At 63.7% G+C, this 20,595-nt stretch carries 22 protein-coding genes; 14 read left to right on the top strand and 8 right to left on the bottom strand.

From position 1 onward, the window contains the following. Positions 1-100: 100 nt before the first annotated feature. Positions 101-1,780 carry an amidohydrolase gene (locus ACWGS8_RS05070; RefSeq protein ID WP_454579879.1) on the bottom strand — a complete coding sequence of 560 codons (1,680 nt, stop codon included), beginning with the start codon at positions 1,778-1,780 and terminating at the stop codon, positions 101-103. Between the two features lie 259 nt (positions 1,781-2,039). On the opposite strand from ACWGS8_RS05070, the gene ACWGS8_RS05065 reads away from it, so the two are divergent. Together ACWGS8_RS05065 and ACWGS8_RS05060 are read left to right on the top strand one after the other, a co-directional pair. Further along, complete coding sequence (locus ACWGS8_RS05065) at positions 2,040-2,693, top strand: TetR/AcrR family transcriptional regulator (RefSeq protein ID WP_454579878.1); 654 nt, start codon at positions 2,040-2,042, stop codon at positions 2,691-2,693. 23 nt (positions 2,694-2,716) lie between these two features. Then, positions 2,717-3,748, top strand: coding sequence for a histone deacetylase family protein (locus ACWGS8_RS05060; RefSeq protein ID WP_454579877.1), 1,032 nt, complete (start codon positions 2,717-2,719; stop codon positions 3,746-3,748). 70 nt (positions 3,749-3,818) lie between these two features. Here ACWGS8_RS05060 and ACWGS8_RS05055 read toward each other — a convergent pair whose 3' ends face one another. Further along, the gene (locus tag ACWGS8_RS05055; protein WP_454579876.1) at positions 3,819-5,012 is read right to left on the bottom strand and encodes a TMEM43 family protein; all 1,194 of its coding nucleotides are present in this window, start codon (positions 5,010-5,012) and stop codon (positions 3,819-3,821) included. A 507-nt stretch (positions 5,013-5,519) separates the two neighbouring features. On the opposite strand from ACWGS8_RS05055, the gene ACWGS8_RS05050 reads away from it, so the two are divergent. Both ACWGS8_RS05050 and ACWGS8_RS05045 read left to right on the top strand, forming a co-directional pair. Beyond that, positions 5,520-6,230: a helix-turn-helix transcriptional regulator gene (locus ACWGS8_RS05050; protein ID WP_454579875.1), complete on the top strand. Its 711-nt coding sequence runs from the start codon at positions 5,520-5,522 to the stop codon at positions 6,228-6,230. Then, entirely contained in the window at positions 6,227-6,997 is a 771-nt protein-coding gene (locus ACWGS8_RS05045; protein ID WP_454579874.1) for a response regulator transcription factor, read from the top strand. The genes ACWGS8_RS05050 and ACWGS8_RS05045 overlap by 4 nt, the downstream gene beginning before the upstream one ends. A gap of 22 nt (positions 6,998-7,019) precedes the next feature. On the opposite strand, the gene ACWGS8_RS05040 is transcribed toward ACWGS8_RS05045, so the two are convergent. The 6 genes from ACWGS8_RS05040 to motA form a co-directional block, all read right to left on the bottom strand. After that, positions 7,020-7,454, bottom strand: coding sequence for a hypothetical protein (locus tag ACWGS8_RS05040; protein WP_454579873.1), 435 nt, complete (start codon positions 7,452-7,454; stop codon positions 7,020-7,022). Next, positions 7,451-8,533 carry a flagellar biosynthesis protein FlhB gene (flhB, locus tag ACWGS8_RS05035; RefSeq protein WP_454579872.1) on the bottom strand — a complete coding sequence of 361 codons (1,083 nt, stop codon included), beginning with the start codon at positions 8,531-8,533 and terminating at the stop codon, positions 7,451-7,453. The genes ACWGS8_RS05040 and flhB overlap by 4 nt, the downstream gene beginning before the upstream one ends. A 67-nt stretch (positions 8,534-8,600) precedes the next feature. Beyond that, complete coding sequence (locus tag ACWGS8_RS05030) at positions 8,601-9,611, bottom strand: flagellar motor switch protein FliG (RefSeq protein ID WP_454579871.1); 1,011 nt, start codon at positions 9,609-9,611, stop codon at positions 8,601-8,603. Positions 9,612-9,657: 46 nt separating this feature from the next. Beyond that, positions 9,658-10,044 (bottom strand): flagellar motor switch protein FliN, encoded by a 387-nt coding sequence (fliN, locus tag ACWGS8_RS05025; protein ID WP_454579870.1) that lies wholly within the window; start codon positions 10,042-10,044, stop codon positions 9,658-9,660. Positions 10,045-10,061: 17 nt separating this feature from the next. Beyond that, a complete protein-coding gene (locus ACWGS8_RS05020) occupies positions 10,062-11,009 on the bottom strand; it encodes a FliM/FliN family flagellar motor switch protein (RefSeq protein ID WP_454580119.1) in 948 nt (315 codons plus the stop codon). A gap of 32 nt (positions 11,010-11,041) precedes the next feature. Continuing rightward, the gene (motA, locus tag ACWGS8_RS05015) at positions 11,042-11,917 is read right to left on the bottom strand and encodes a flagellar motor stator protein MotA (protein WP_010911268.1); all 876 of its coding nucleotides are present in this window, start codon (positions 11,915-11,917) and stop codon (positions 11,042-11,044) included. Positions 11,918-12,073: 156 nt separating this feature from the next. Here motA and ACWGS8_RS05010 point away from each other — a divergent pair, with 156 nt between their 5' ends. From ACWGS8_RS05010 to ACWGS8_RS04965, 10 genes are all read left to right on the top strand, one after another. Further along, entirely contained in the window at positions 12,074-13,891 is a 1,818-nt protein-coding gene (locus ACWGS8_RS05010) for a DUF1217 domain-containing protein (protein ID WP_454579869.1), read from the top strand. A 2-nt stretch (positions 13,892-13,893) separates the two neighbouring features. Then, entirely contained in the window at positions 13,894-14,619 is a 726-nt protein-coding gene (gene flgF / locus ACWGS8_RS05005; protein ID WP_454579868.1) for a flagellar basal-body rod protein FlgF, read from the top strand. Position 14,620: 1 nt separating this feature from the next. After that, on the top strand, positions 14,621-16,015 hold the full coding sequence (fliI, locus tag ACWGS8_RS05000; protein WP_454579867.1) for a flagellar protein export ATPase FliI: 1,395 nt from the start codon (positions 14,621-14,623) through the stop codon (positions 16,013-16,015). Further along, positions 16,002-16,829, top strand: a complete 828-nt coding sequence (locus ACWGS8_RS04995) for a hypothetical protein (protein WP_454579866.1) — start codon at positions 16,002-16,004, stop codon at positions 16,827-16,829. The genes fliI and ACWGS8_RS04995 overlap by 14 nt, the downstream gene beginning before the upstream one ends. Positions 16,830-16,894: 65 nt before the next feature. After that, positions 16,895-17,275, top strand: coding sequence for a flagellar basal body rod protein FlgB (gene flgB / locus ACWGS8_RS04990; RefSeq protein WP_027056837.1), 381 nt, complete (start codon positions 16,895-16,897; stop codon positions 17,273-17,275). A gap of 2 nt (positions 17,276-17,277) precedes the next feature. Then, on the top strand, positions 17,278-17,694 hold the full coding sequence (gene flgC, locus ACWGS8_RS04985; RefSeq protein WP_454579865.1) for a flagellar basal body rod protein FlgC: 417 nt from the start codon (positions 17,278-17,280) through the stop codon (positions 17,692-17,694). After that, the gene (locus ACWGS8_RS04980) at positions 17,691-18,014 is read left to right on the top strand and encodes a flagellar hook-basal body complex protein FliE (RefSeq protein ID WP_019860949.1); all 324 of its coding nucleotides are present in this window, start codon (positions 17,691-17,693) and stop codon (positions 18,012-18,014) included. The genes flgC and ACWGS8_RS04980 overlap by 4 nt, the downstream gene beginning before the upstream one ends. A gap of 10 nt (positions 18,015-18,024) precedes the next feature. Then, positions 18,025-18,813, top strand: coding sequence for a flagellar basal-body rod protein FlgG (flgG, locus tag ACWGS8_RS04975; protein ID WP_010911276.1), 789 nt, complete (start codon positions 18,025-18,027; stop codon positions 18,811-18,813). Between the two features lie 6 nt (positions 18,814-18,819). Beyond that, a complete protein-coding gene (flgA, locus tag ACWGS8_RS04970) occupies positions 18,820-19,356 on the top strand; it encodes a flagellar basal body P-ring formation chaperone FlgA (RefSeq protein ID WP_454579864.1) in 537 nt (178 codons plus the stop codon). Continuing rightward, entirely contained in the window at positions 19,353-20,594 is a 1,242-nt protein-coding gene (locus tag ACWGS8_RS04965) for a flagellar basal body P-ring protein FlgI (protein ID WP_407660560.1), read from the top strand. Before flgA ends, ACWGS8_RS04965 begins: the two co-directional genes overlap by 4 nt. Position 20,595: the final 1 nt, after the last annotated feature.

Here is a 20,595-nt window from a genome sequence, read left to right as displayed (position 1 = left end):
CTGTTCCCCTGTTCGATGTGACCACACGCCCGGTAGGTTGGCAAGCCCGGCATTGAATCACAGTTCAGTCCGTATTTAGCCAGCAAGCCTCATGCCATTGTCAGGCCTGAAAGGTGATCTTGCCGCCGCAAATCGTCGTCACCGGGCGCACCTTGTGCAGATCGGCCGGCGCCGTCTTCTCAATGTCGGCCGACAGAACCACCAGATCGGCCATATAGCCTGATTTCAGCGTGCCCTTGCGGTGTTCGGCGAATTCGGCATAGGCGCCCTCGACCGTGTAGGCGGCGATCGATTCCTGCAGCGAAAAACTCTGGTCCGGGTCGCTGTCTGCCCATGGTTTGCGCATCACTGCCGCCTGAATGCCCAGGATCGGATCGATCGGCGACACCGGCCAGTCCGAGGCGAAGACGACATGCGCGCCGGCATTCTTCAGGGTTCGCCAGGCATAGCTCAGCGGCCAGCGGGCCGGCCCGATGCGCGACACGGTCGGCTCGAGCGGGAAATCCATGGCGCCAGGCGGATGCGGCGGTTGCATCGAGGCGATGACGCCGAGTTCGGCAAAACGCGGCACGTCCGCCGTGGTGGTGACCTCGATATGTTCGACGCGGTGACGGCTGTCGCGCTTGCCATTGGCCTTTTGCGCCGCCTCGTAGCCGTCGAGCACCGCACGCACCGCGCCGTCGCCGATCGAGTGCACGGCGATCTGCAGGCCGCGCTTGTCGACGGCAACGGCCAGATCGATGAACTGTTGCGGCGTGAACAGCGGCTCGCCCACCCAGTCCGGACGGTCGGCGTAGGGCTCGACCATGACCGCCGTCCAGGAATCGAGCACGCCGTCATAGAACACCTTGACCATGCCCGACGACAGCCATTCGCTGTTGTAGCGCTCGGTCATGACCGATGCCTTGTCGAGCATGTCGAGCGTCATGAAATTCTTGTAGTGGAAGGGTATCTGCACACGGCAGGGCAATCCCTCCTCGGCGTCGATCTCGGCCAGCAGTTCGAGCTGGTAGAGATTGCCGTCCATGTTCTGGATGGAGGTGATGCCGTGGCGCGCGCACCAGGCAAGGCCGCGCCGCATGATGTCGCGGTCGGCGGCGCGTTCGGCCGCGGACGGCATGGGATCCGGCTCGCCACCGGTCGCCAGCCCCAGCCGCACACGGCCCTCGCCGGCAAGATCGAGCACCGGGCCGAAGGCCTCGCCCTCGCGCAATTCGCCGGCTGCCAGGCCATCGTCGCCCATGACGATTTCATTGCCCGGACCAAGCGCGCGGCCATGCAGTATGCCCGCCATCTCCAGCGCCTTGGTGTTGGCCCACATCGTGTGGTGATCGGGCGCGGCCATGCAGAACGGGCGATCCGGCAGGATCGCGTCGAGATGGTGGCGCGTCACCCGCTCGTCGCCGAGCACGGTGTAGTCGACGCCCTGCCCGACCAGCATTTTCGCCTCGGGCTTGGTCGATGCATAGTCGCGGATCGCCTTTTTCAGAGCCTCGAAGCCATGGACGCCGCCAAGCTGAAGATGCGCGAGCTCGGCCCCTCCCGAGAACAGATGCATATGGGCTTCGATGAAACCGGGCAGGACCGAACCACCCTTGGCGTCGATCACCTGCGTGGCCGTTCCCTTGAGCTCTTCGATGGCGGCGCGGCTGCCAACGGCGATGATGGCGCCATCCTTGACGGCGACGGCCTCGGCTACGGGATTGCCACCGTCCATGGTCAGCACACGACCATTGATGACGATCAGATCCGCATTGTGACCCGCACCCGTAACAGACATCGCGACTCCGCGCTTTTGATGACCGACTGAGACCGACAGCCCTGCGCTCAACGACTTGCCACTCCACCGGAGCGGCGCCACGGAACAAAAAACGATGCCAGTCCGCTGCCTTCGAAATTCCCCTTGTTATCCCTAGGGACAGCGTGGATAAAGAATGCGACTGATTATTCGCGTTTGTCAACATGCGGAATTTAGAATGTATTGTGGACAGCACCCTGCCCCTGTGTTGGGACCAGGCGGGGAACGAGGACACCAAGCAGTGAAGCGCAGTCTCGACCGCAAAACCAGGATAGCGCTCGAGCCGCGCAAGCAGCCGCGACAGCAACGGTCGAGCAAGGTGGTCGACCGGATTCTCGACGCGGCGCTGATCTTGACGCGGGAGCAAGGAACCAGGACGCCGACGACGCTCGCCATTGCACAGCGCGCGGGCCTGTCGGTCGGTTCGGTCTATCAATACTTTCCCAACAAGGAAGCCATTCTTCTGGACCTCGCCCGGCGCTGGCTGTCCTCCTTTCCGGAGGTGATCGAGAAGCGCATCAAGGTCCCCCGGCCCACCAACCGCGAAGAATTCCGGCGCGAAGTGCGCAAGCTTTTCATCGACACGTCTAGTATCTATCTCGAGAACGCGACCCTGATGCCAGTGATCGAGGCGATATCCGGCAACGCCGATCTCAGGCCTATCCAGGACGAATATGACGAGCAGATCATAGCGCTTTACGCCGCCTGGCTGCGGCATGTGAATCCTGCTCTCGAAGACAAGATCGCCAAACGGCTCGGTGTGGTGATGATGGAGGTCGGGCACGCCTGCCGGCTTGTCGGATTGAAGAGAGATCGCAGGACATACGACCTCATCGAGGACGATGTCGAAACGATGTGGCTCGCGCTGGTGAGCCCCTATCTCAACCTGGACTGATTTCGCATTTCGAGAGGAATTTCATGAAGACTGTCTATTCGCCGCTTCATGCTGGCCATGCCGGCCAGATGGAACTGGTCACCTCAGCCATCGTGCCTGGTTTTGAAAAGCCCTCGCGGGCCGAATTCATCAAGGCGCGGGTCGAAAGCGAGAAGCTCGGTCCGGTCGTCCTGCCGCTCGAGCATGATCTTGCCGCCGCCAAGCGCATCCACAAATCAGACTATATCGACTTCCTGCCGACGGTCTGGCCGCAATGGGTGGCCTCCGGTCACGAGGGCACGGCCATGCCCTTCACCTGGCCGACGCGCGGCCTGCGCGGCGACGTGCCGCCAAAGCGTGTCGATGCGCTGCTCGGCTACTATTCCTTCGACGCCGGCGCCACCTTCGTCGAAGGCACGTGGGCCGCTATCAAATCGTCCTATGACGTGGCGCTGACCGCGGCCGGCCTGGTCAAGGGCGGCGAGAGGTCGGCCTTCGCGCTCTGCCGCCCGCCGGGCCACCATGCCGGCGCAGGCTTCATGGGTGGCTATTGCTACATCAACAACGCCGCCGTCGCCGCGCAGTGGTTCCTCGACCAGGGTGCCACACGTATCTCCATCCTCGACGTCGACTACCACCACGGCAACGGCACGCAGGAGATCTTCTATGACCGCGCTGACGTGCAGGTCCTCAATCTGCATGGCGATCCGATGGTCGAATACCCGTTCTTCCTCGGCCATGCCGATGAGCGCGGTGCGGGCGCCGGCGAAGGCTTCAACATCAACTATCCCATGCCGTTCGGCACCGACTGGGACGCCTGGAACGCCTCGCTGGAGGATGCCTGCGCCAGGCTCGCCGCCTACGCGCCCGACATCGTCATCGTCTCGCTCGGCGTCGACACCTTCGAGAAGGACCCGATCAGCCAGTTCAAGCTGACAAGCCCCGACTATCCCAAGATCGGCCGCCGCATCGCCAAACTCGGCCTGCCGACCCTGTTCGTCATGGAAGGCGGCTATGCCGTGGAGGAGATCGGCATCAACGCCGTCGGCGTGCTGACCGGCTTCGAGGACCGGTAGGCCTGCGCGAACCCACAGCGGACAACAACAGGTACGAAAAAAGGGCGGCATATCAGCCCTTTTTTGCAAGCTACGTTGCGGTGCCGGTGCTCGGCGTGGCCATCGGTGCGGCCGCCTTGCGTGAGCGGCCGAGATAGTAGACCGCCGCCGCCGCGATGACGCCGGCCGCCAGTATGCCTACCGCCAGAACCGGCCGATACCAGAACCAGGCGATCGCGATCGTCGTCGTGCCGACCAGGATCGCCAGGAAGAAGGCGATGACGCCGGTTCCCATCCGCGCCATGCTGCCGAGGAACGGGATGACGTCGAGGATCACGCCGATCGGGCCGAGCAACAGGGCAAAGCCGATGGTCAGCAGCAAGAGGCCGGCGGCGCGCAGCAGCCAGGTGATCAGCGTGTTGGCGCTCACCGCCTCGGCGAACATCTTGTCGGCCGGCACGTTGCCGGTATCGACCATCAGCAGTGCATCGCCCGCTTGCGTCTGGTAGGGCTCGAACCGGCTGCCGGCCTGCCGTGCCACAATGCTGACCACGCCGAGCGGCGCCAGTTCGTAGCCGATGCGGTAGTCGCCCAGTGCGGGTGTCGTGTTGTCGCTGCCGAGATAGATCCTGCCGTCGACGATGCTGAGCGGCTTCGTGCCGGTATAGGCGGCCTTGATCGCCGCCGACTGGCTTGAGGACAGCGCATACGCCTTGTCACCGTCGATGCGGTCGAGCACCGGCGTATCCAGGTCGAAGGCGACGAGCTTGCCTTCGGGGATCTGGAAGGCGCGGCTGTGGATCGCCATCGGCGGATTCTGATGGCCGTCCAGTTTCTTGAAGTCCGAAGAGTCGATCTGGCTGTCGTCCCACACTTTCGAATAGCTGTAGGTGGTCTCCGTCTCCTCGCCGCCGCCAAGCTTCTTGGTGGTTTCGGATTTGGACTCCTCCTTCCACTGGTACATCTCGACGCTGCGCGACAAACGCAGTCCTTGCGCGACGATGCCGAAATCCTGATCGGACAGGCCGCTATCGGCCGTCACCGGCCCGCTGACATGCACCAGTCTGCCGTCATTGCCGGCATCGACGCTGCCGGCGTCGATCGAGACCACGGCGCCGGCGCCTTCGGCCAGCGAGCGCGCCGTCTGCACCGCGCGGCCCTCGTTCCAGAACAGCCCTATCACCATCAGCACGATCAGGAGCAGGCCGAAGACGACCCCACCGACCGCGCGCTTGATCCGTCCGAACCACGAGACTGAAGTAACTTCCCGAAATGAATCGCTCATCGTTTCCCCCCGAAACAAAAGATGCCAGGAGCCCGCATGGCACTGCCGCGGACGACCGCGGCCATAATGCAGCTACGAACTCCGTTGCCGCAGGTGCCCACCCCTTCGGCGCTTGCGAATCTATCGCAACTGGCAGCGCGCGGATATGGCGGGCTTGCGCAGTCCCGGCATTTTCACACGCTCGAAGGCCGCGAAAATCGACCTCTGAGTCGCATGCGAGTCCGCCGGATTCGATTTTGTCAAATCGCGTTTGATGTCGGATTCATCTGCGAGTAGATTAGACCCGAATCAGCCGGTCCTCGGGGGGCGCGGCGACCACCCAAAGTCTCACGTTCCGGATTTTTCCGGCGCCAGACGCGGATGTCTTCGCGTTCCCTGAATGGATTCCGTCTGGTTGGGCGCGGCCCCGCGCCTCGTGTGTGTCTCGTAGAAGTAACGCGTTTTAGGGTTCGGCGGCTGGTCTCCAGCATCCGGGCGGCAGAAACGATTCCGGCCAAAAAGCAGCAAATGAGCAGTCCCGCCGCGCTTCTTCAATCCGACACATTGGGCTCGCGCCTGACGTCGCGCGGTGATTTGACCAGCTTCTTCATGGAGCTGACCGCCGAGATCGGGGCCGACAGCTACATGCTGGTTGCCATCGTCCACGATCAGGACCGCAACGACGCGCGCATCGTCTCCTCAAACTGGATCTTCGACGCCATCGAACTGATCGGCAAGCGGCTGATCGCCAGTCTTGCCCAGGGGACCCTCACGGTCGCGCCCGGCATCCGGCCTAGACCGCTGGTGGCGGCCGAGGCGCCCGATGCCGACGGGCTGGTCTCCGGCGAAGAGGCCCGCCTTCTCGATGTCCTCGGCCATGCCGAGATCTATTCGCTGCGGCTGAATGTCGGCCGCCAGCGTCTGTTCGCCCTGTTCTCGGCGGCGACATCAGGCCAGATCGACCAGCCGGCGCTAATGAAGGCGCAGTTGAAATGCTGCTACGCGCTCTCGCATATCCCGCAGCTGATCGCCGCCGCCGCCATGCAGGATCCGCTGTCCGATCGCGAGCGCGAATGCCTGTTCTGGGTCTCGGAAGGCAAGACCACCGATGAGGTGGCGGTCATCCTTGGCGTCTCCTCCAACACCGTCAACAGCTACATCACCCACGCCATCCAGAAATTCGCGGCCAGCAACCGTGCGATGGCCATCGCCACGGCGATCAGGAGTGGCATCATTTGAAACACGCCGACATCAAGGACACCGCGGAGGCCCTTTTCAACGAGCAGCGCAGTCCCTTCGGGGCTTTCTCGCTCAGTTCTGAAACACATCACGCCGTCACCATTCCCGATGCCGTGCGCCGCTGCCGCTGGATATCAGTCGACATCAACGCCTCGGGCTTCGGCCTGTATTTCGTCAGCCCGTCGCCGGAGCGGGCCCGGCTGGTGCCGTGTTTCGATTCCGACTATCCCGGCGTTGCCGTGGCGACGAAGTTCATCTCGGGCGCCAATGGCGAGGAGATCGTGCGCCACGCCCACAACTCGACGGAGCCACGCTGGTGGACCGATGACGGCGTCGCGACCATGGCCGAGATGTTCGGCAACCTCGCCTGGACCGCGCAAATATCCCCCCTGGCGCCCGGCACCAGCGGCATTGCCTTTCCCGTCCATGCCGATCGCGGTCAATGCGGCCTTGTCGTCTTCCTGGGATCGGAGATCACGCTGCCGCAGGATGCGCTCTACGAAATCCACGCCCGCTGCTTTTCCCTGTTCGCCGCTGTCGCGCGTATCCGTCCGGGCGATGCAGGCAGGATGCGCGCCATCTCCAAGCGCGAACTCGAATGCCTGAAGCTGACCGCCAACGGCAACACCAGCGAGGAAATCGCGCGGCTTCTGAAGCTGTCGGTCCACACGGCCAACCAGTACCTGACCCAGTCGACGCAGAAACTCAACGCCGTCAACCGCAACCAGGCGGTCGCCAAGGCGCTGCGGCTGGGCCTGATCGAGTAACAGCTGCCGCCTGACAGGGCGTTCAGAAGGCCATAGGCTCGACCTTGCGAATCCGGGCCTGTTCGATCACTGCCTCCAGCAGCGCCGTATTGTGCTCGGGGTCCTCGCCGGGCTTTTCGAACGACACGTAGTTGACCGCGACCGAATTGCCGGTCTCGCTCAGCGTCAGCTGGAAATAGACGGTCACCCCTGGTGGCCTGAGTTCGAGGTCGAGCACGATGCGCGGACTGCCGCTCCAGTCGACATGCGCCTCGCCGCCATGACCGAGTTTGAGCGTGCCCGGCATGAAGAACAGCTCCACCGCTGAATCGACCAGATCCGACAGGCAGGCGAAATGCTCCAGCCGGATGAAGGCGATGTAGTCGGCGACATCGATCAATCTCAGTTCGCCAACCACCTGCTCGATGGCGCTGGCGACGATGATCTCGCGGGATTTTGCGTGCGGTTGGCGATTCATGAAATCTGTCTGCGCTCAGCCTTTTTCGAGTAGACGATCCGCACCAGTTCGGCGACGGCCTGGTAGAATTGCGACGGGATCACATTATCGACCGAAACTTGCTTGTACATGGAGCGGGCGAGCGTCACGTCCTCGAAGATCGGAATGTTGTGCTCCTTCGCGATCTCGCGGATTTTCAACGCTACCAGATCCTGCCCCTTGGCCACCACGAGCGGCGCCGAATCTTCGTCGCGCACATATTTCAACGCAATCGAGAAGTGGGTCGGGTTGGCGATGATCAGCGTCGCGCGCGGAACCGCCGTCATCATCCGCTTGCGCGCGCGATCGCGTGCCAGCGAGCGCAGCCGCGACTTGACGATCGGGTCGCCCTCGGACTGCTTGAACTCGTCCTTCACCTCCTGCTTGGTCATGCGCAGGTCCTGCTTCCAGTGGAAGCGCGACCAGACGATGTCGATCGCCGCGATCAGCCCCATGACGAAGACGATCGCCACCAATATGTCGACCGCGATGCCGCGGATAACGAGGCCGAAAGCGACCGGATTGGTGATCATCCCGGCAAGCAGCTTGCGGTGATCCTCCGACAGCGTGAAGGTGAGCACGGCAATGGCGAAGCCGACCTTTGCCAGGGATTTCAGGAACTCGACCCAGCCCTGGGCACCGAACATCCGGTTCCAGCCCTTGGTGATCGAAATGCGCGAAAGCTGCGGCCTGATCCGCTCGCCGACGAATTGCGGGATGTTCTGGAGCACCGAGGCGCCGATGCCGGCGACGGTCAAAAGCACCAGCAGGCTGACGACCGCGCGGCCCACTTCCAGCATGACGATCTTGTAGAGATCGATGACATCGGTCTCGGTGTTCATCGGCCAGGCCTCGGGCTTCTCGAGGAACATCGACAGGAACATGCCGAGGTTGACGACCGCGTCCTTGGCATAGAAGACGGTGAACACCAGTATGGCGACGAAGGAGGCGAGGAGCGCGGTTTCCCTCGAATGGGGCAGCTTGCCCTGTTCGATCGTGTCGCGGACTTTCTTTTCCGTCGCTTCTTCGGTTTTGGAGTCCTTGTCGGCGGCGTCAGACATGCCCTAGAGCATGATGCCGAAAAGTGTGAAGCGGTTTTCGGATGACGTCATGCTCTAATCCTTTGCTCTAGGCGGCGTTCTGTGTCGCGGGGAGTTCGAATGCGCCCTCACGCGAAAGCCGGATGGTCGTCGTCACGATGGTCTTGCGCGCCGTCATTATGTCGGCGAGAGGAATCCCTTCCGACCCCTGTCCGAGTTCGGCTTCGATCATGCGCCGCGACCGCGCGCCGATCGCCGACAGCGCCGCTTCGGCGAGTGCCGCCGACGTGCCGCGCAGCGCCAGCGTGACAAGCTCGGTCGACAGCCCGTCGAACAAAAGCACGCGCGCCTTCTGCGTGAGCAGCGGAAGATCGTCGAAAGCGAACAGGCGGGCTCGCACACCGTCGAGGTCGGGCGTGCCGGCGGCTTCCAGGTCCTGCATGACCTCCTCGAGCAGCGGCTTGTCCAGTTCGTTGAGCACGCTGGCGACGCGCGCCTGCCCGGCCGACGTGTCCTTGGTCGAGGTTTCCGCAAGCACGCTGGCGCGCAGCCGGTTCTCGACGATCCGGGCAGCGGCGTCCGGAACATTGGCCATCGTCACCATGCGCTTGATGATTTCGCCGCGCATCGGCTTCGTCAGCGTCAACAGCACGCTCGCCGCCGCCTGCGGCGCCAGCTTCGACAGCACCATGGCCGCCGTCTGCGGATGTTCGCCGGCCAGGAAAGTGCCCAACCGCGAGGGTTCGAGCTTTTCGAGATCGGGCCAGATCGGCGGCGGCCCTTCAGGCGCTGCCTCCGGCTTCTTGTTGCCCATGATGGCGCTCATCTCTTCGGGCGACAGCGACTCGTTGAGGATCGTGTCCATCCTGTCGGCGGAATCGAGCAGGCCGGCACCCTCGGTGAACTCGGCCTCGAATTCGGCGACGATGCGTTCGAGATCGCTTTGCGGAATGGTCCTCAGCAGCCGCGCGCCCTCGATGAGCGCCTTCAGCTCTTCCTGCTTGAAGAATTTCAAGAGGCGGCTGGCGGACGGCTTGCCCATCGCCACCAATATGGCGGCCGCCTTCTGCGCGCGCGTCAGGGTCGTCAGCGGCGTCATGCTGCCTCTCGCCTCCGCTGCAACCGGCAAGCCCCACCAGCCATGTCTAGGCGCCCTTCGTGCCGGCGATGATCTCGGTCAGCCTGATGCCGAAGCGCGAGGGGTCGCTCTCCAGCACCGTGATCTCGCCGCGGGCGATCTTGCGGCCATTGACCACGACGTCGACTGGTTCGCCAATGCGGCGGTTGAGTGCCACCGTTGAGCCCTTCTGCAGGGCCATCAGGTCGGCCACCGCCATCTCGGTGCTGCCGAGGATGATCTGGACATCGACGGGGATGTTCATGATCACGTTCGAATTGGCGCCCGCGGCGGCCTTGAACGCAGCGTCGGGGCGCTGCTCCTCTTCATGCAGGACCCCGCGCAATTCCTCGATGGCGCGGTCGAGCTGCTCGTCCGGCTGATCGATCTCTGCTTCCACTTTGGTCTTGGCCATGCGTTGTCTCCAAAAGCTCAGGCGCGCCCGGCACTGGCCGGCATGAGCCCATCGATAAAATCCTGCCCCGCATCGAAAGGATGCCTGATTCGGACGGTGTAATTCTGCCCCAGTTTGCCGAACTCGCATACGAACAGCGTCTGGCCGCGCGCGCTGAGGCGCGCCCTTGATTGCGCCGTTTCGTCGAAGTCGATGACCTGGCCCACTTCGAGATTGGCGAGGTCGCCAAGTGTCAGCCGCGCCAGCGGCATGGTGGCTTCGAGCGCCACTGTCGAGCGCATCACCTCTTCCGAGAAGCGCTCCCGCCAACTCGGGCCGTGGTCATCACCGCCGGTGCCGGCGGCGCTGTCGCGGCTGGCCAGAACGATACGCTGCGGCATCGTCACAGTGACCGTGCCGCTGTCGGCTGGTGTTGAGATGCCAAGAACGATGCGCAGTGCCGCACCATCTCGCAAAACGTGCCGTTTGGCTTCGGTGCCCGACATCGCGCGCGGTACGGGCAGACGCAGGTCGAGCGAGCGCCGCCCCGATCCGTTCAGGGCCTGCGCGACCTGCTGAAACAGCATGGTCGAGACATCAACCTCGATCTGCGACAGATCGCGCTCGATCGGCGATGCCGGCGTCTCCGGGTCGCCACCGAACAGCGTGCAGACCATGATCGCTATCGCCGGCGCATCGATTACCAAGGTCATGGCATCGGAAGACGTGGATGATGCCACGATAGTCATGGCAAACGTATCGCCGGCACGCGAGCGCGCCTCCGCGACGCGGCTGACCTCGACGGCCCTGAGATCGACGGTGACCGGAACGCCAAGCTCACTGGTCAGGCTCTTTTGCAACAGCGGCGCGGCGCGCTCGGCCATGCCGCGGCCAGTACCGATGACCTGGGCGGCTTCGCCGCTGTCGCCGACCAGGCGCTCGATGATCAGCGAACGCGCTTGCGCGGGGCTGCCTGGGCTAGTCATGGCCGTGTCGGCACCGATCTGTCGTGCATCGCTCAAGCGGCCTTCTTCTCGGCGCTGCCGGTGTTCATCGTGCTCTGCTCGACGGCGTCGATGGTCGGCCGCTCATAGGACGAGATGGTCTTGCGGCCGAATTCGATCGCCACCTGCGGCAGCGCGCCGTTCATGTAGGCGAGCAGCGTCTGCTTGACGATGATGTAGAGGCGGTTCTTCTTCTCGCGCACCGTCTTGATCTTGGTGGCGACAGGCCCGACCACGGCGTAGGACAGGAAGATACCGAGGAAGGTGCCGACAAGCGCCGCGCCGATCAGGCCGCCGAGGATTTCCGGCGACTGGTCGAGTGCGCCCATCGCCTTGACCACGCCGAGCACGGCGGCGACGATGCCCAGCGCCGGCAGGCCGTCGCCGACCGCGACCAGCGCGTGATAGGCCTTCATCTTGTCGGAGCGGATGGTCTGGATCTCCTCGTCCATCAGCGCCTCGATCTCGTGCGAGCGGGCATTGCCGATGATGATGATGCGGCAGTAGTCGCAGATGAAATTCATCAGATCGTGATTCTTGAGCACCGTCGGGAAAGCCTGGAAGATGGCTGATTCTTCCGGATTGTCGATATGCGCCTCGACCTCGCTGCGCGACTTCGAGCGCAATTCGCGCATCAGGCTGTGCAGGACGCCGAGCGTTTCCAGATAATCCTGCTCTTTCGGCACCGCCTGCTTGAAGGCTTCAAGGATGCCCTTGCCGGTATCCTTGACCGTCTTCATCGGGTTGGCGACCAGGAATGTCCCCAGTGCGGCGCCACAGATGACCACGGCTTCCCAAGGCTGGACCAGCACGTGCAGATGCCCGCCCATGGCCATGAAGCCGCCAAGGACGCAGCCGAGCGTCACCACAAGTCCAATCAGAATGCCCACGACAGGTCCTTCCGCATTTCACAACAGATGCAAGGGATAGCCCCCGTGCCTTGTGTGAGGCTTGAATCCGGGCTGCCACGGAACCGAATGCTGGGCGATTCAGTTTCGCGCAAGGAAGTGAAGTTATTGTCGCGACATTAAGCTTCGGCCGGAGGCATGACGTTGCTCAATACCTTTACCAGCTACCAGTTGATTACCAAGGACATCAACAAGTCGATCGACCGCATCGAGCAGCAGCCGACGGTCGATCGCGATACCAAATATTACCTTGCCAACATCACCAAGGTGAAATCGATCGACGATTTCGTCAACAATGACCGGCTGTTCAAATATGCCATGAAGGCCTACGGGCTGGAGGACATGGCCTACGCCAAGGCCTTCATGGTCAAGGCGCTCAAGGAAGGCGTCACCAATCCTAGCAGTTTCGCCAACAAGCTGACCGACAAGCGCTATGCCCAGTTCGTCAGCGCCTTCAACTTCGTCGCCAATGGTGCCAACACGACCATCTACAACAAGGCGCAGCAGCTGGTGACCAGCAACTTTGCGCTGCAAGTCCAGATCGGCGCATCGCAATCGGGGTTCTCCTACTACCAGAGCGAAACCGCCTACTACGTCACCAATATTTCTAAGGTGAAGTCGATCGACGACCTGATGGGCGACTCTCGCCTGCTGACATACGCGATGGCCGCATTCGGGCTCGACGCCACAACCGAACCGGCCGCCACCGTCAGGGCGATGCTGGAAGGTGGCGTCAGCGATCCGAACAGTCCCGCCAACAAACTGACCAACAAGAGCTATGCCAACTTCGTCTCGGCATTCAACTTCGCCCAGTATGGGGATCAGACAACCGCGCGCACCGATGTCCAGCAGGCGGTTCCGAACGGATACATGTCCGGAGCCGGACTGACGCTGGTCAAGCCGAGCGCGCAGTACATCAAGGGCGAGGCCGATTACTACGCGGCAAACATCTCCAAGGTGAAGTCGATCGACGACCTGATGGCGGACAAGCGCCTGCTGACCTTCGCCATGGCTTCGTACGGATTGGATGCGTCGACCGAAACGCCGCAGCAGATCCGCACTATGCTCTCGGGCGGCGTCAGCGACCCGAACAGCCCCGCCAACAAGCTGACCGACAAGCGGTACGCCAATTTCGTCACCGCCTTCAACTTTGCCCAGTATGGCGACCAGACAACGTCCCGTGACGCGGTGCAGAAGGACACGCCAAAGATCTACACCACGGAATCGGCGCTTGGCCTGATCAAGCCGAATGCGGACTACATCAAGTCCGAGACCGCATACTATCTGGCCAACGTCACCAAAGTGAAGTCCATCGACGACCTGATGGCCGACAGCCGGCTGTACAACTACGCGCTCTCGTCCTTCGGGCTCGATCCGGCCAAGGTGAGCAAGGACCTGATCCGCAGCGTGCTCACCGGCGGTATTCGCGACCCCAACAGCGTCGCCAACAAGATGACCAACAAAGCCTACGCCGGGCTCGCCAGCGCCTTCAACTTCGAACAATATGGCGAAGCCGCCACCACCATCAATCCGGCGCAGCAACCGACCGTCGACAAGTATATGCGCCAGTCGCTTGAAGAGGATGCCGGCAAGACCAATCAAGGCGTGCGGCTGGCGCTCTATTTCCAGCGCAAGGCGCCCGACATCACCAGCTGGTACGACGTGCTGGCCGACACGGCTCTTGCCAGCGTCGTGCGCACCGCGCTGGGGCTCCCCGATTCCTTCGCCACCGCCGACATCGACAAGCAGGTGCAGCTCTTCGGACAGAAGCTTAAAATCTCGGATTTCACCGACCCCGTGAAACTCGGCAAGTTCCTGACCCGCTTCACCAGCATGTACGAGATGAACAACCCGACCTCGCCGGCCGTGACGTCAGTCAGCGTGCTGTTCGCCCAGCCGGCCACCGCGAGCATTTCCACCGACCTGATGATGGCCATGCAGAAGTTGAAGTTCTGATCATGCGAGACAGTCTCTACGTCGCCCTTTCCGCGCAGATGGCACTCGAGCGCCGGCTCGACACGATTGCCGACAATGTCGCCAACGCCAACACCGTCGGCTTTCGCGCCACCGGCGTGAAATTCGAGGATATGGTATCGGGCACCGGGCAGAAATCGGTGTCCTTCGCCTCGTCGGGCAAGACCTATCTGTCGGGCGCCCACGGTTCCCTGAGCGAGACCGGCAATCCGTTCGATTTCGCTATCCAGGGTGACGCCTGGTTCGCCATCGACACACCGGCCGGCACCGTCATGACCCGCGACGGCCGCTTCTCGATGAACGAGAATGGCGAGCTGATGTCGGTCGAGGGCCATCCGGTGCTCGACGCCGGCGGCGCGCCGATCCAGCTCGATCCCCGCAACGGCCCGCCCAAGGCCGGCGCCGACGGCTCGCTGCGCCAGAACGACCAGCTTGTCGGCTCGATCGGCCTCTACAATTTCGACCCGGGCGAGAATTTCGTGCGCTACGGCAATTCCGGCATCGTGCCCGCGCGCACCCCCGAGCCGGTCACCGACCGCTCCGATGTCGGCATCGCCCAGGGTTTCGTCGAAGAATCCAACGTCAATCCGGTGCTGGAGATGACCCGGCTGATCATGGTCCAGCGCGCCTTCGAGAACACCGCCGCCCTGATGCGGCAGACGGATTCCTCCTCCGACGAGGCGATCAAGACGCTCGGCTCGAAGTCGTAGCATGTCATCAGGCCGGTCCTCCATCCGTGCACCCGAAAGGCAGCTGCAGCCGGCGCCCGAGGATCGGCTCGCCGCACTGGAACGGGTAATTCGGCGTTTCAGCAAGACCGACGGGCTGGTCAAGCGTGGCGGTCTCGTCACAGAAGTCACGTCCACGCACTACAAGGTGCACGGCCTTTCCGATTTCGCCAGGCTGGGCGACATCGTCGAGCAGCGCGGCCAGTCCGGCGCGCGGCGCGGCGAGATCGTCAAGATCAGCCGCGACGAGGTCGTCGTCGCTCCGTTCGAACGCAGCGCCGATGCCGGCATCGGCGACGCTGTGTTCCGCAGGGGTCCGCTCGCGGTGGCGCCGCACGCTTCATGGCGCGGTCGCACCATCGACGCGCTCACCCGGGCCATCGATGGCGGTCCGCCGCTGATCAGGGGCGAAGACCTGTCGGGCAGCGCCACGACGCCCGGCGCCATGGCGCGGCAGCGCGTCGGCACCGCCTTCATGACCGGCGTCAAGGTCATCGACATCTTCACGCCGCTGTGCTTCGGCCAGCGCATGGGCGTCTTTGCCGGTTCGGGCGTCGGCAAGTCGACGCTGCTCGCCATGCTCGCTGGCGCCGACGCGTTCGACACCGTCGTCGTGGCGCTGATCGGCGAACGCGGCCGCGAAGTTCGCGAATTCCTCGAGGACACGATTGGCGACAGCATGGCCAAGACCGTGGCCGTCGTCGCCACCAGCGACGAGAGCGCCATGATGCGCCGGCGCGCGCCCGACACCGCCATGCGCGTCGCGGAGCACTTTCGCGACCAGGGCCACCGCGTACTCCTGGTGCTGGATTCGATCACCCGCTTCGCCCATGCCTTGCGCGAGGTAGCGACGGGAACCGGCGAGCCGCCGGTCGCCCGCGGCTATCCCGCCTCGGTTTTCACCGAACTGCCCAAATTGCTCGAGCGCGCTGGACCGGGGGCCGAAGGCAAGGGGTCGATCACCGCCATCATTTCCGTGCTGGTCGACGGCGACGACCACAATGATCCGGTCGCGGATTCTGTACGCGGCATCCTTGATGGCCATGTCGTGCTCGACCGCGCGATCGCCGAACAGGGTCGCTACCCGCCGGTCAATCCGCTGTCGTCCATATCGCGCCTGGCCGGCAAGGCCTGGAGCGTCGAACAGCGCGCTTTGGTGACGCGGCTGAAGTCGATGATCTCCCGCTTCGAGGACACGCGCGACATCCGCCTGCTCGGCGCCTATCAGGGCGGCGCCGACGCCGAGCTCGACATCGCCGTGCGCCAGGTGCCGCTGATCTACGAGGCGCTGACGCAATCGCCCAGGGACCGCCCGTCGGTCGATCCGTTCTCCGATCTCGCCCGCCATCTCAAGGGAAAGCTGAATGCAGGAGACTGAACGCCAGTACACCGAGCGCATCCTGAACGAGATGATCGCCGCGGCGAACGCCGCCGAGAAAGCTCGGGCCGAGGAGGAGAGGAGCGCCAAGGCAAGGGCCGCCAGCGCCATCGCGGCCAAGACCGCGGCTGTTCTGGCCAGAGCCGTCAAGCCGGTCCTGCCCCGACCCGAACCCGTGGCTCGGGCTGCCGTGCCCGCCATGCCTGTGGTTGCCAGCGTCGAGGCCGTCGAGATGACCCAGGCAAGGCGCGAATCGCTGATCGACGGCCTGTTTCCCGTCACCGAATGGCCGCAACCGCCAAAGGCGCAATTTCCAAAATTGAGCAAGAAGGCGGACCGGCGCAGCGACTTCGTCATCGCCGCGCTCGGCGTCACGCTCGGCCTGATCTGCGCGCTGTTTCCCTGGTATATCTTCTTCAACCAGGAGCAGTTCGGCGTTCAAGCGATCAAGTTTGGCGGCACTGGCACCAATTCGGGACGCGCGGGTGGTGGCGTGGCGACCTCGCGCAGCGCGCCGCTGACGGCCAAGGACCTTCCCAACACCAGCATCGACCTGCTCGCCACCGGAACGGTGCAGGATGACGCCAGCCCGGCGCAGCCGCCCGGCGACCAGCCTTTTCCGGCCGATGTCGCGAAATTCCGCATGGTCCATGTCGCCAACGGCCGCGCCATGATCGAGGACGATACCGGCCTGTGGATCGTTCAGCGCGGCTCCGTACTGCCGGACTCGAGCACGGTCTCGTCGATCGAGCAGCGCAACGGCAAATGGGTCATGCTGACCAGCACCAACCAGGTGATCCAGCTTTCCAGGTAGCGGCTGCCCGCAAGGTCCGCGCAAGACTGGCGGCCTAGTCTTTGGGCACATGCCCGGAGATTCCCATGGAGCCTGTTTCCCTTTTCGATCTCGCCGCCAAGCAAGCGCAGTGGCTTTCCGTGCGCCAGTCGGCGATCGCCGGCAACATCGCCAACGCCAACACGCCGGGCTACACGGCAAACGATGTCGAGCCCTTCGAGAAGGTGCTCGACCGCACGGCTGTGTCGCTGCAGACCACCGAGGCCGGCCATCTCGGCAGCGCGGCGACCAATGCCGGCTTCACCATCAAGCCGCAGGAAGATGACGGCGTGGTCATGCCGTCCAAGAACTCCGTCGTGCTTGAGGACCAGCTTCTCAAGGCCGGCGAGGTGCGCCGCTCCTTCGAGCTCAACACGGCGATCGTCAAGGCCTTCCACTCGATGATGATGATGGCGGTGAAGAGCTGACCATGGACGCACTGACCGCAGCCCTGAAAGTCGCAGCATCCGGCCTCGGCGCTCAGTCCGAGCGCCTGCGCGTGGTTTCTGAAAACCTCGCCAATGCCCAGTCGACCGGCACCACGCCCGGCGCCGATCCCTATCGCCGCAAGACCATCAGCTTCGTCTCCGAGCTCGACCGGGCTTCCGGCGCCTCGAAGGTTGAAGTGAACTCGATCGACCGCGATCCGAGTGTCTTCCCCGTCGAATTCCAGCCCGGCAACGAGGCCGCCAACGAGAAGGGCTACGTCAAGATGCCCAATGTCAACGTGCTGATCGAAATGGCCGACATGACCGAGGCCAACCGCTCCTACGAGGCCAACCTGCAAGTCGTGAAGCAGGCGCGCGACCTCATTTCAATGACCATCGACCTGATGAGGAACCAATGATCGTGAACGGCATCGGCGCGCTTAACCTGAAGCCCGGGCTGGGCGATACGGCGACCGACCTGCTTCAGGGCGGTGTTGCGCCGGCGACATCGGGCAACCTTGGCACCTCCTTCGCCGAAGCGGTGAGCCAGGCAGCCTCCAAGACCGTCAATACGCTGCAGAATGCCGAGCAGGTGTCGCTCCAGGCGCTCAAGGGCGATGCCGATACCCGCCAGGTCGTCGACGCGGTGATGAGCGCCCAGCAGGCGCTTCAGACCGCCGTCGCCATCCGCGACAAGGTCGTTTCGGCCTATCTCGAAGTCAGTCGAATGGGTATCTGAGGAGTAGGCCATGAAAGCACTTGCCATCGCCGCCACCGGCATGAATGCCCAGCAGACAAATCTGGAAGTCATCGCCAACAACATCGCCAACATCAACACCACCGGCTACAAGCGGGCGCGCGCCGAATTCTCCGACCTGCTCTATCAGGTCGACCGCACGCAAGGCGTACCCAACCGCTCCAACGCCTCGCTGGTGCCGGAAGGCGTTTCGATCGGTCTCGGCGTCAAGACGACGGCCGTGCGCAACGTGCACACCCAGGGCGAGCTGACCAGCACCGGCAACAGCTTCGACATGGCGCTGACCGGCAGGGGCTGGTTCCAGATCGAGGGCGCCGATGGCGGCACGCTCTACACCCGCGCCGGCGCCTTCAACACCAACGCCACCGGCCAGCTGGTGACGGTGGACGGCGCCAACGTCATTCCGGCCATCACCGTGCCGACCGATGCGGTCGAGGTCATCGTCAACAAGACCGGCCAGGTCTTCGCCCGCATCGACGGCCAGACCAACCTGCAGACTCTCGGCCAGCTCCAGATCGTCAACTTCGCCAACGAGGCGGGACTGGCGCCGCTCGGCGACAATCTGTTCCAGGAAACGACGGCCTCCGGCCCGGCCAATGCCGGCGTGCCCGGCGATCCCGGCTTCGCCACCATCCAGCAGGGCTATCTCGAGGCCTCCAACGTCGACCCGGTCAAGGAAATCACCGAGCTGATCTCGGCGCAGCGCGCCTATGAGATGAATTCCAAAGTGATCCAGGCCGCCGACGACATGGCCTCGGTCGTCTCCAAGAACATCAGGTAAGGGATGATGGCCATGCCGATCTCCTGCTCCGCATTCCGCCGCACCGCGCTGATCCTTGCGCTGGTGGCCGGCGGCATGCCGGCTTTCGCCCAGGAATCGACAAATCAATCGACAAATCAATCGGCGACGCAGATCGCCGGCAATCAGCCCACCGGCGAGGTCGTGCTGATCCCCAACCGCGTCATCTATCCCGGGGAGACCATCGAGCTCGCCGCCCTGAAACAAGTGACCCTCATCGCCGGCAAGCACAAGCCCGATGCGATGGCGACCCGCTCCGAAGAACTCCAGGGCAAGATCGCCAAGCGCACGCTGCTGCCCGGACGCTACATCCCGACCGCCGCCATCCGCGAAGCCTGGCTGGTCGAACAAGGTGCCGCCGTGCAGGTGTTCTTCATCGCCGGCGGACTGACGATAACTGCCACCGCGGTGACCTTGCAGCCAGGTTCGGCCGGCGACCTCATCAAGGTTCGCAACAGCGACAGCGGCAAGATCCTCTCCGGCACGGTGATGGTCGACGGAACCATCCAGGTCAGCGCTTCATGATGCGCCTGCTTGCCCTTCTGCTCGCGGCCACGCTCGGCCTGCAGCCGGCCCTGGCCGACGGCTTGACACCCAAGGCCAAGCGCGAGCTCGCCGCGAAGAATGGCGGCGTCGACAATGATCCGGAATATGATCCGGCCACCACGACCCGCATGTTCCGCGTTTCGCCCGGGCCAAGCTCGCTGCCGCCCGGCCAGGTCGCCTCGCGCATCAAGGACATCGCTCAGTTGCAGAGTTCGCGCGACAATCAGCTGGTCGGCTACGGCCTGGTCATCGGCCTCGCCGGCTCGGGCGACAGCCTGCGCAATTCGCCGTTCACCGAGCAGTCGATCCGCGCCATGCTGGAAAATCTCGGCATCGCCACCGAAGGCGGCAGCGCGCGCGCCAAGAACGTCGCCGCCGTCATCGTCACCGCCAACATGCCGCCCTATGTGCAGTCGGGCGCCCGCATCGACATCGACGTCTCCTCGATGGGCGACGCCACCTCGCTTGCCGGCGGCACGCTGATCATGACGCCGCTGAAGGCGGCGGATGGCGAGATCTACGCCGTCGGCCAGGGCGCGGTCATCGTTTCCGGCTTCACCGCCAAGGGTCAGGCCGAGCAATTGACGCAAGGCGTGCCGACCGCAGGCCGGGTGCCGAACGGCGCCATCGTCGAGCGTTCGGTGAAGGCCGAGTTCGACGACCAGTCGACACTGACGCTGCAATTGCGCAATCCCGATTTTTCGACCGCCATCCGCATCGCCGACGCGATCAACGACTATACCAGCCAGCGCTTCGGCATGCGCGTGGCGGGCGAGCGCGATTCCCGCACCGTGCAGATCAGAAGGCCAAAGGGCGTTTCGGCCGCGCGCTTTTATGCCGAGATCGAAAACCTGGTGGTCGAATCCGATACGCCGGCCCGCGTCGTCATCGACGAGCGCACCGGCACCATCGTCATCGGCAACGACGTCAAGATCTCGCGTGTCGCCATCAGCCACGGCACGCTGACGGTGCGCATCACCGAAGCGCCGCGCGTCGTGCAGCCAGAGCCTTTCTCCAAGGGCGAAACCGCCGTCGAGCCGTTCACCGCCATCGATGCCAGCCGGCCCGATGCCCGCGTCGCCGTGCTTGACGGACCCGACCTGCAAACCCTCGTTTCCGGCCTCAACCGTCTCGGCGTCAAACCGGACGGCATCATTGCCATCCTGCAAGGCATCAAGTCGGCCGGCGCCCTGCAAGCCGATCTGGTTCTCCAATAGG

It is taken from the genome of Mesorhizobium sp. 43Arga, from assembly GCF_053714255.1.
Note: the sequence above shows the minus strand (reverse complement) of the source record. Positions and strands in the feature narration are given on the sequence as shown.

Coding starts and splice junctions, on each gene's coding strand:
- ACWGS8_RS05070 (WP_454579879.1), bottom strand. CDS start 1,780: ATGTCTGTTACGGGTGCGGGTCACAATGCGGATCTGATCGTCATCAAT.
- ACWGS8_RS05060 (WP_454579877.1), top strand. CDS start 2,717: ATGAAGACTGTCTATTCGCCGCTTCATGCTGGCCATGCCGGCCAGATG.
- ACWGS8_RS05055 (WP_454579876.1), bottom strand. CDS start 5,012: ATGAGCGATTCATTTCGGGAAGTTACTTCAGTCTCGTGGTTCGGACGG.
- ACWGS8_RS05050 (WP_454579875.1), top strand. CDS start 5,520: ATGAGCAGTCCCGCCGCGCTTCTTCAATCCGACACATTGGGCTCGCGC.
- ACWGS8_RS05040 (WP_454579873.1), bottom strand. CDS start 7,454: ATGAATCGCCAACCGCACGCAAAATCCCGCGAGATCATCGTCGCCAGC.
- flhB (WP_454579872.1), bottom strand. CDS start 8,533: ATGTCTGACGCCGCCGACAAGGACTCCAAAACCGAAGAAGCGACGGAA.
- ACWGS8_RS05030 (WP_454579871.1), bottom strand. CDS start 9,611: ATGACGCCGCTGACGACCCTGACGCGCGCGCAGAAGGCGGCCGCCATA.
- fliN (WP_454579870.1), bottom strand. CDS start 10,044: ATGGCCAAGACCAAAGTGGAAGCAGAGATCGATCAGCCGGACGAGCAG.
- ACWGS8_RS05020 (WP_454580119.1), bottom strand. CDS start 11,009: ATGACTAGCCCAGGCAGCCCCGCGCAAGCGCGTTCGCTGATCATCGAG.
- ACWGS8_RS05010 (WP_454579869.1), top strand. CDS start 12,074: ATGACGTTGCTCAATACCTTTACCAGCTACCAGTTGATTACCAAGGAC.
- flgF (WP_454579868.1), top strand. CDS start 13,894: ATGCGAGACAGTCTCTACGTCGCCCTTTCCGCGCAGATGGCACTCGAG.
- fliI (WP_454579867.1), top strand. CDS start 14,621: ATGTCATCAGGCCGGTCCTCCATCCGTGCACCCGAAAGGCAGCTGCAG.
- ACWGS8_RS04995 (WP_454579866.1), top strand. CDS start 16,002: ATGCAGGAGACTGAACGCCAGTACACCGAGCGCATCCTGAACGAGATG.
- flgB (WP_027056837.1), top strand. CDS start 16,895: ATGGAGCCTGTTTCCCTTTTCGATCTCGCCGCCAAGCAAGCGCAGTGG.
- flgC (WP_454579865.1), top strand. CDS start 17,278: ATGGACGCACTGACCGCAGCCCTGAAAGTCGCAGCATCCGGCCTCGGC.
- ACWGS8_RS04980 (WP_019860949.1), top strand. CDS start 17,691: ATGATCGTGAACGGCATCGGCGCGCTTAACCTGAAGCCCGGGCTGGGC.
- flgG (WP_010911276.1), top strand. CDS start 18,025: ATGAAAGCACTTGCCATCGCCGCCACCGGCATGAATGCCCAGCAGACA.
- flgA (WP_454579864.1), top strand. CDS start 18,820: ATGGCCATGCCGATCTCCTGCTCCGCATTCCGCCGCACCGCGCTGATC.
- ACWGS8_RS04965 (WP_407660560.1), top strand. CDS start 19,353: ATGATGCGCCTGCTTGCCCTTCTGCTCGCGGCCACGCTCGGCCTGCAG.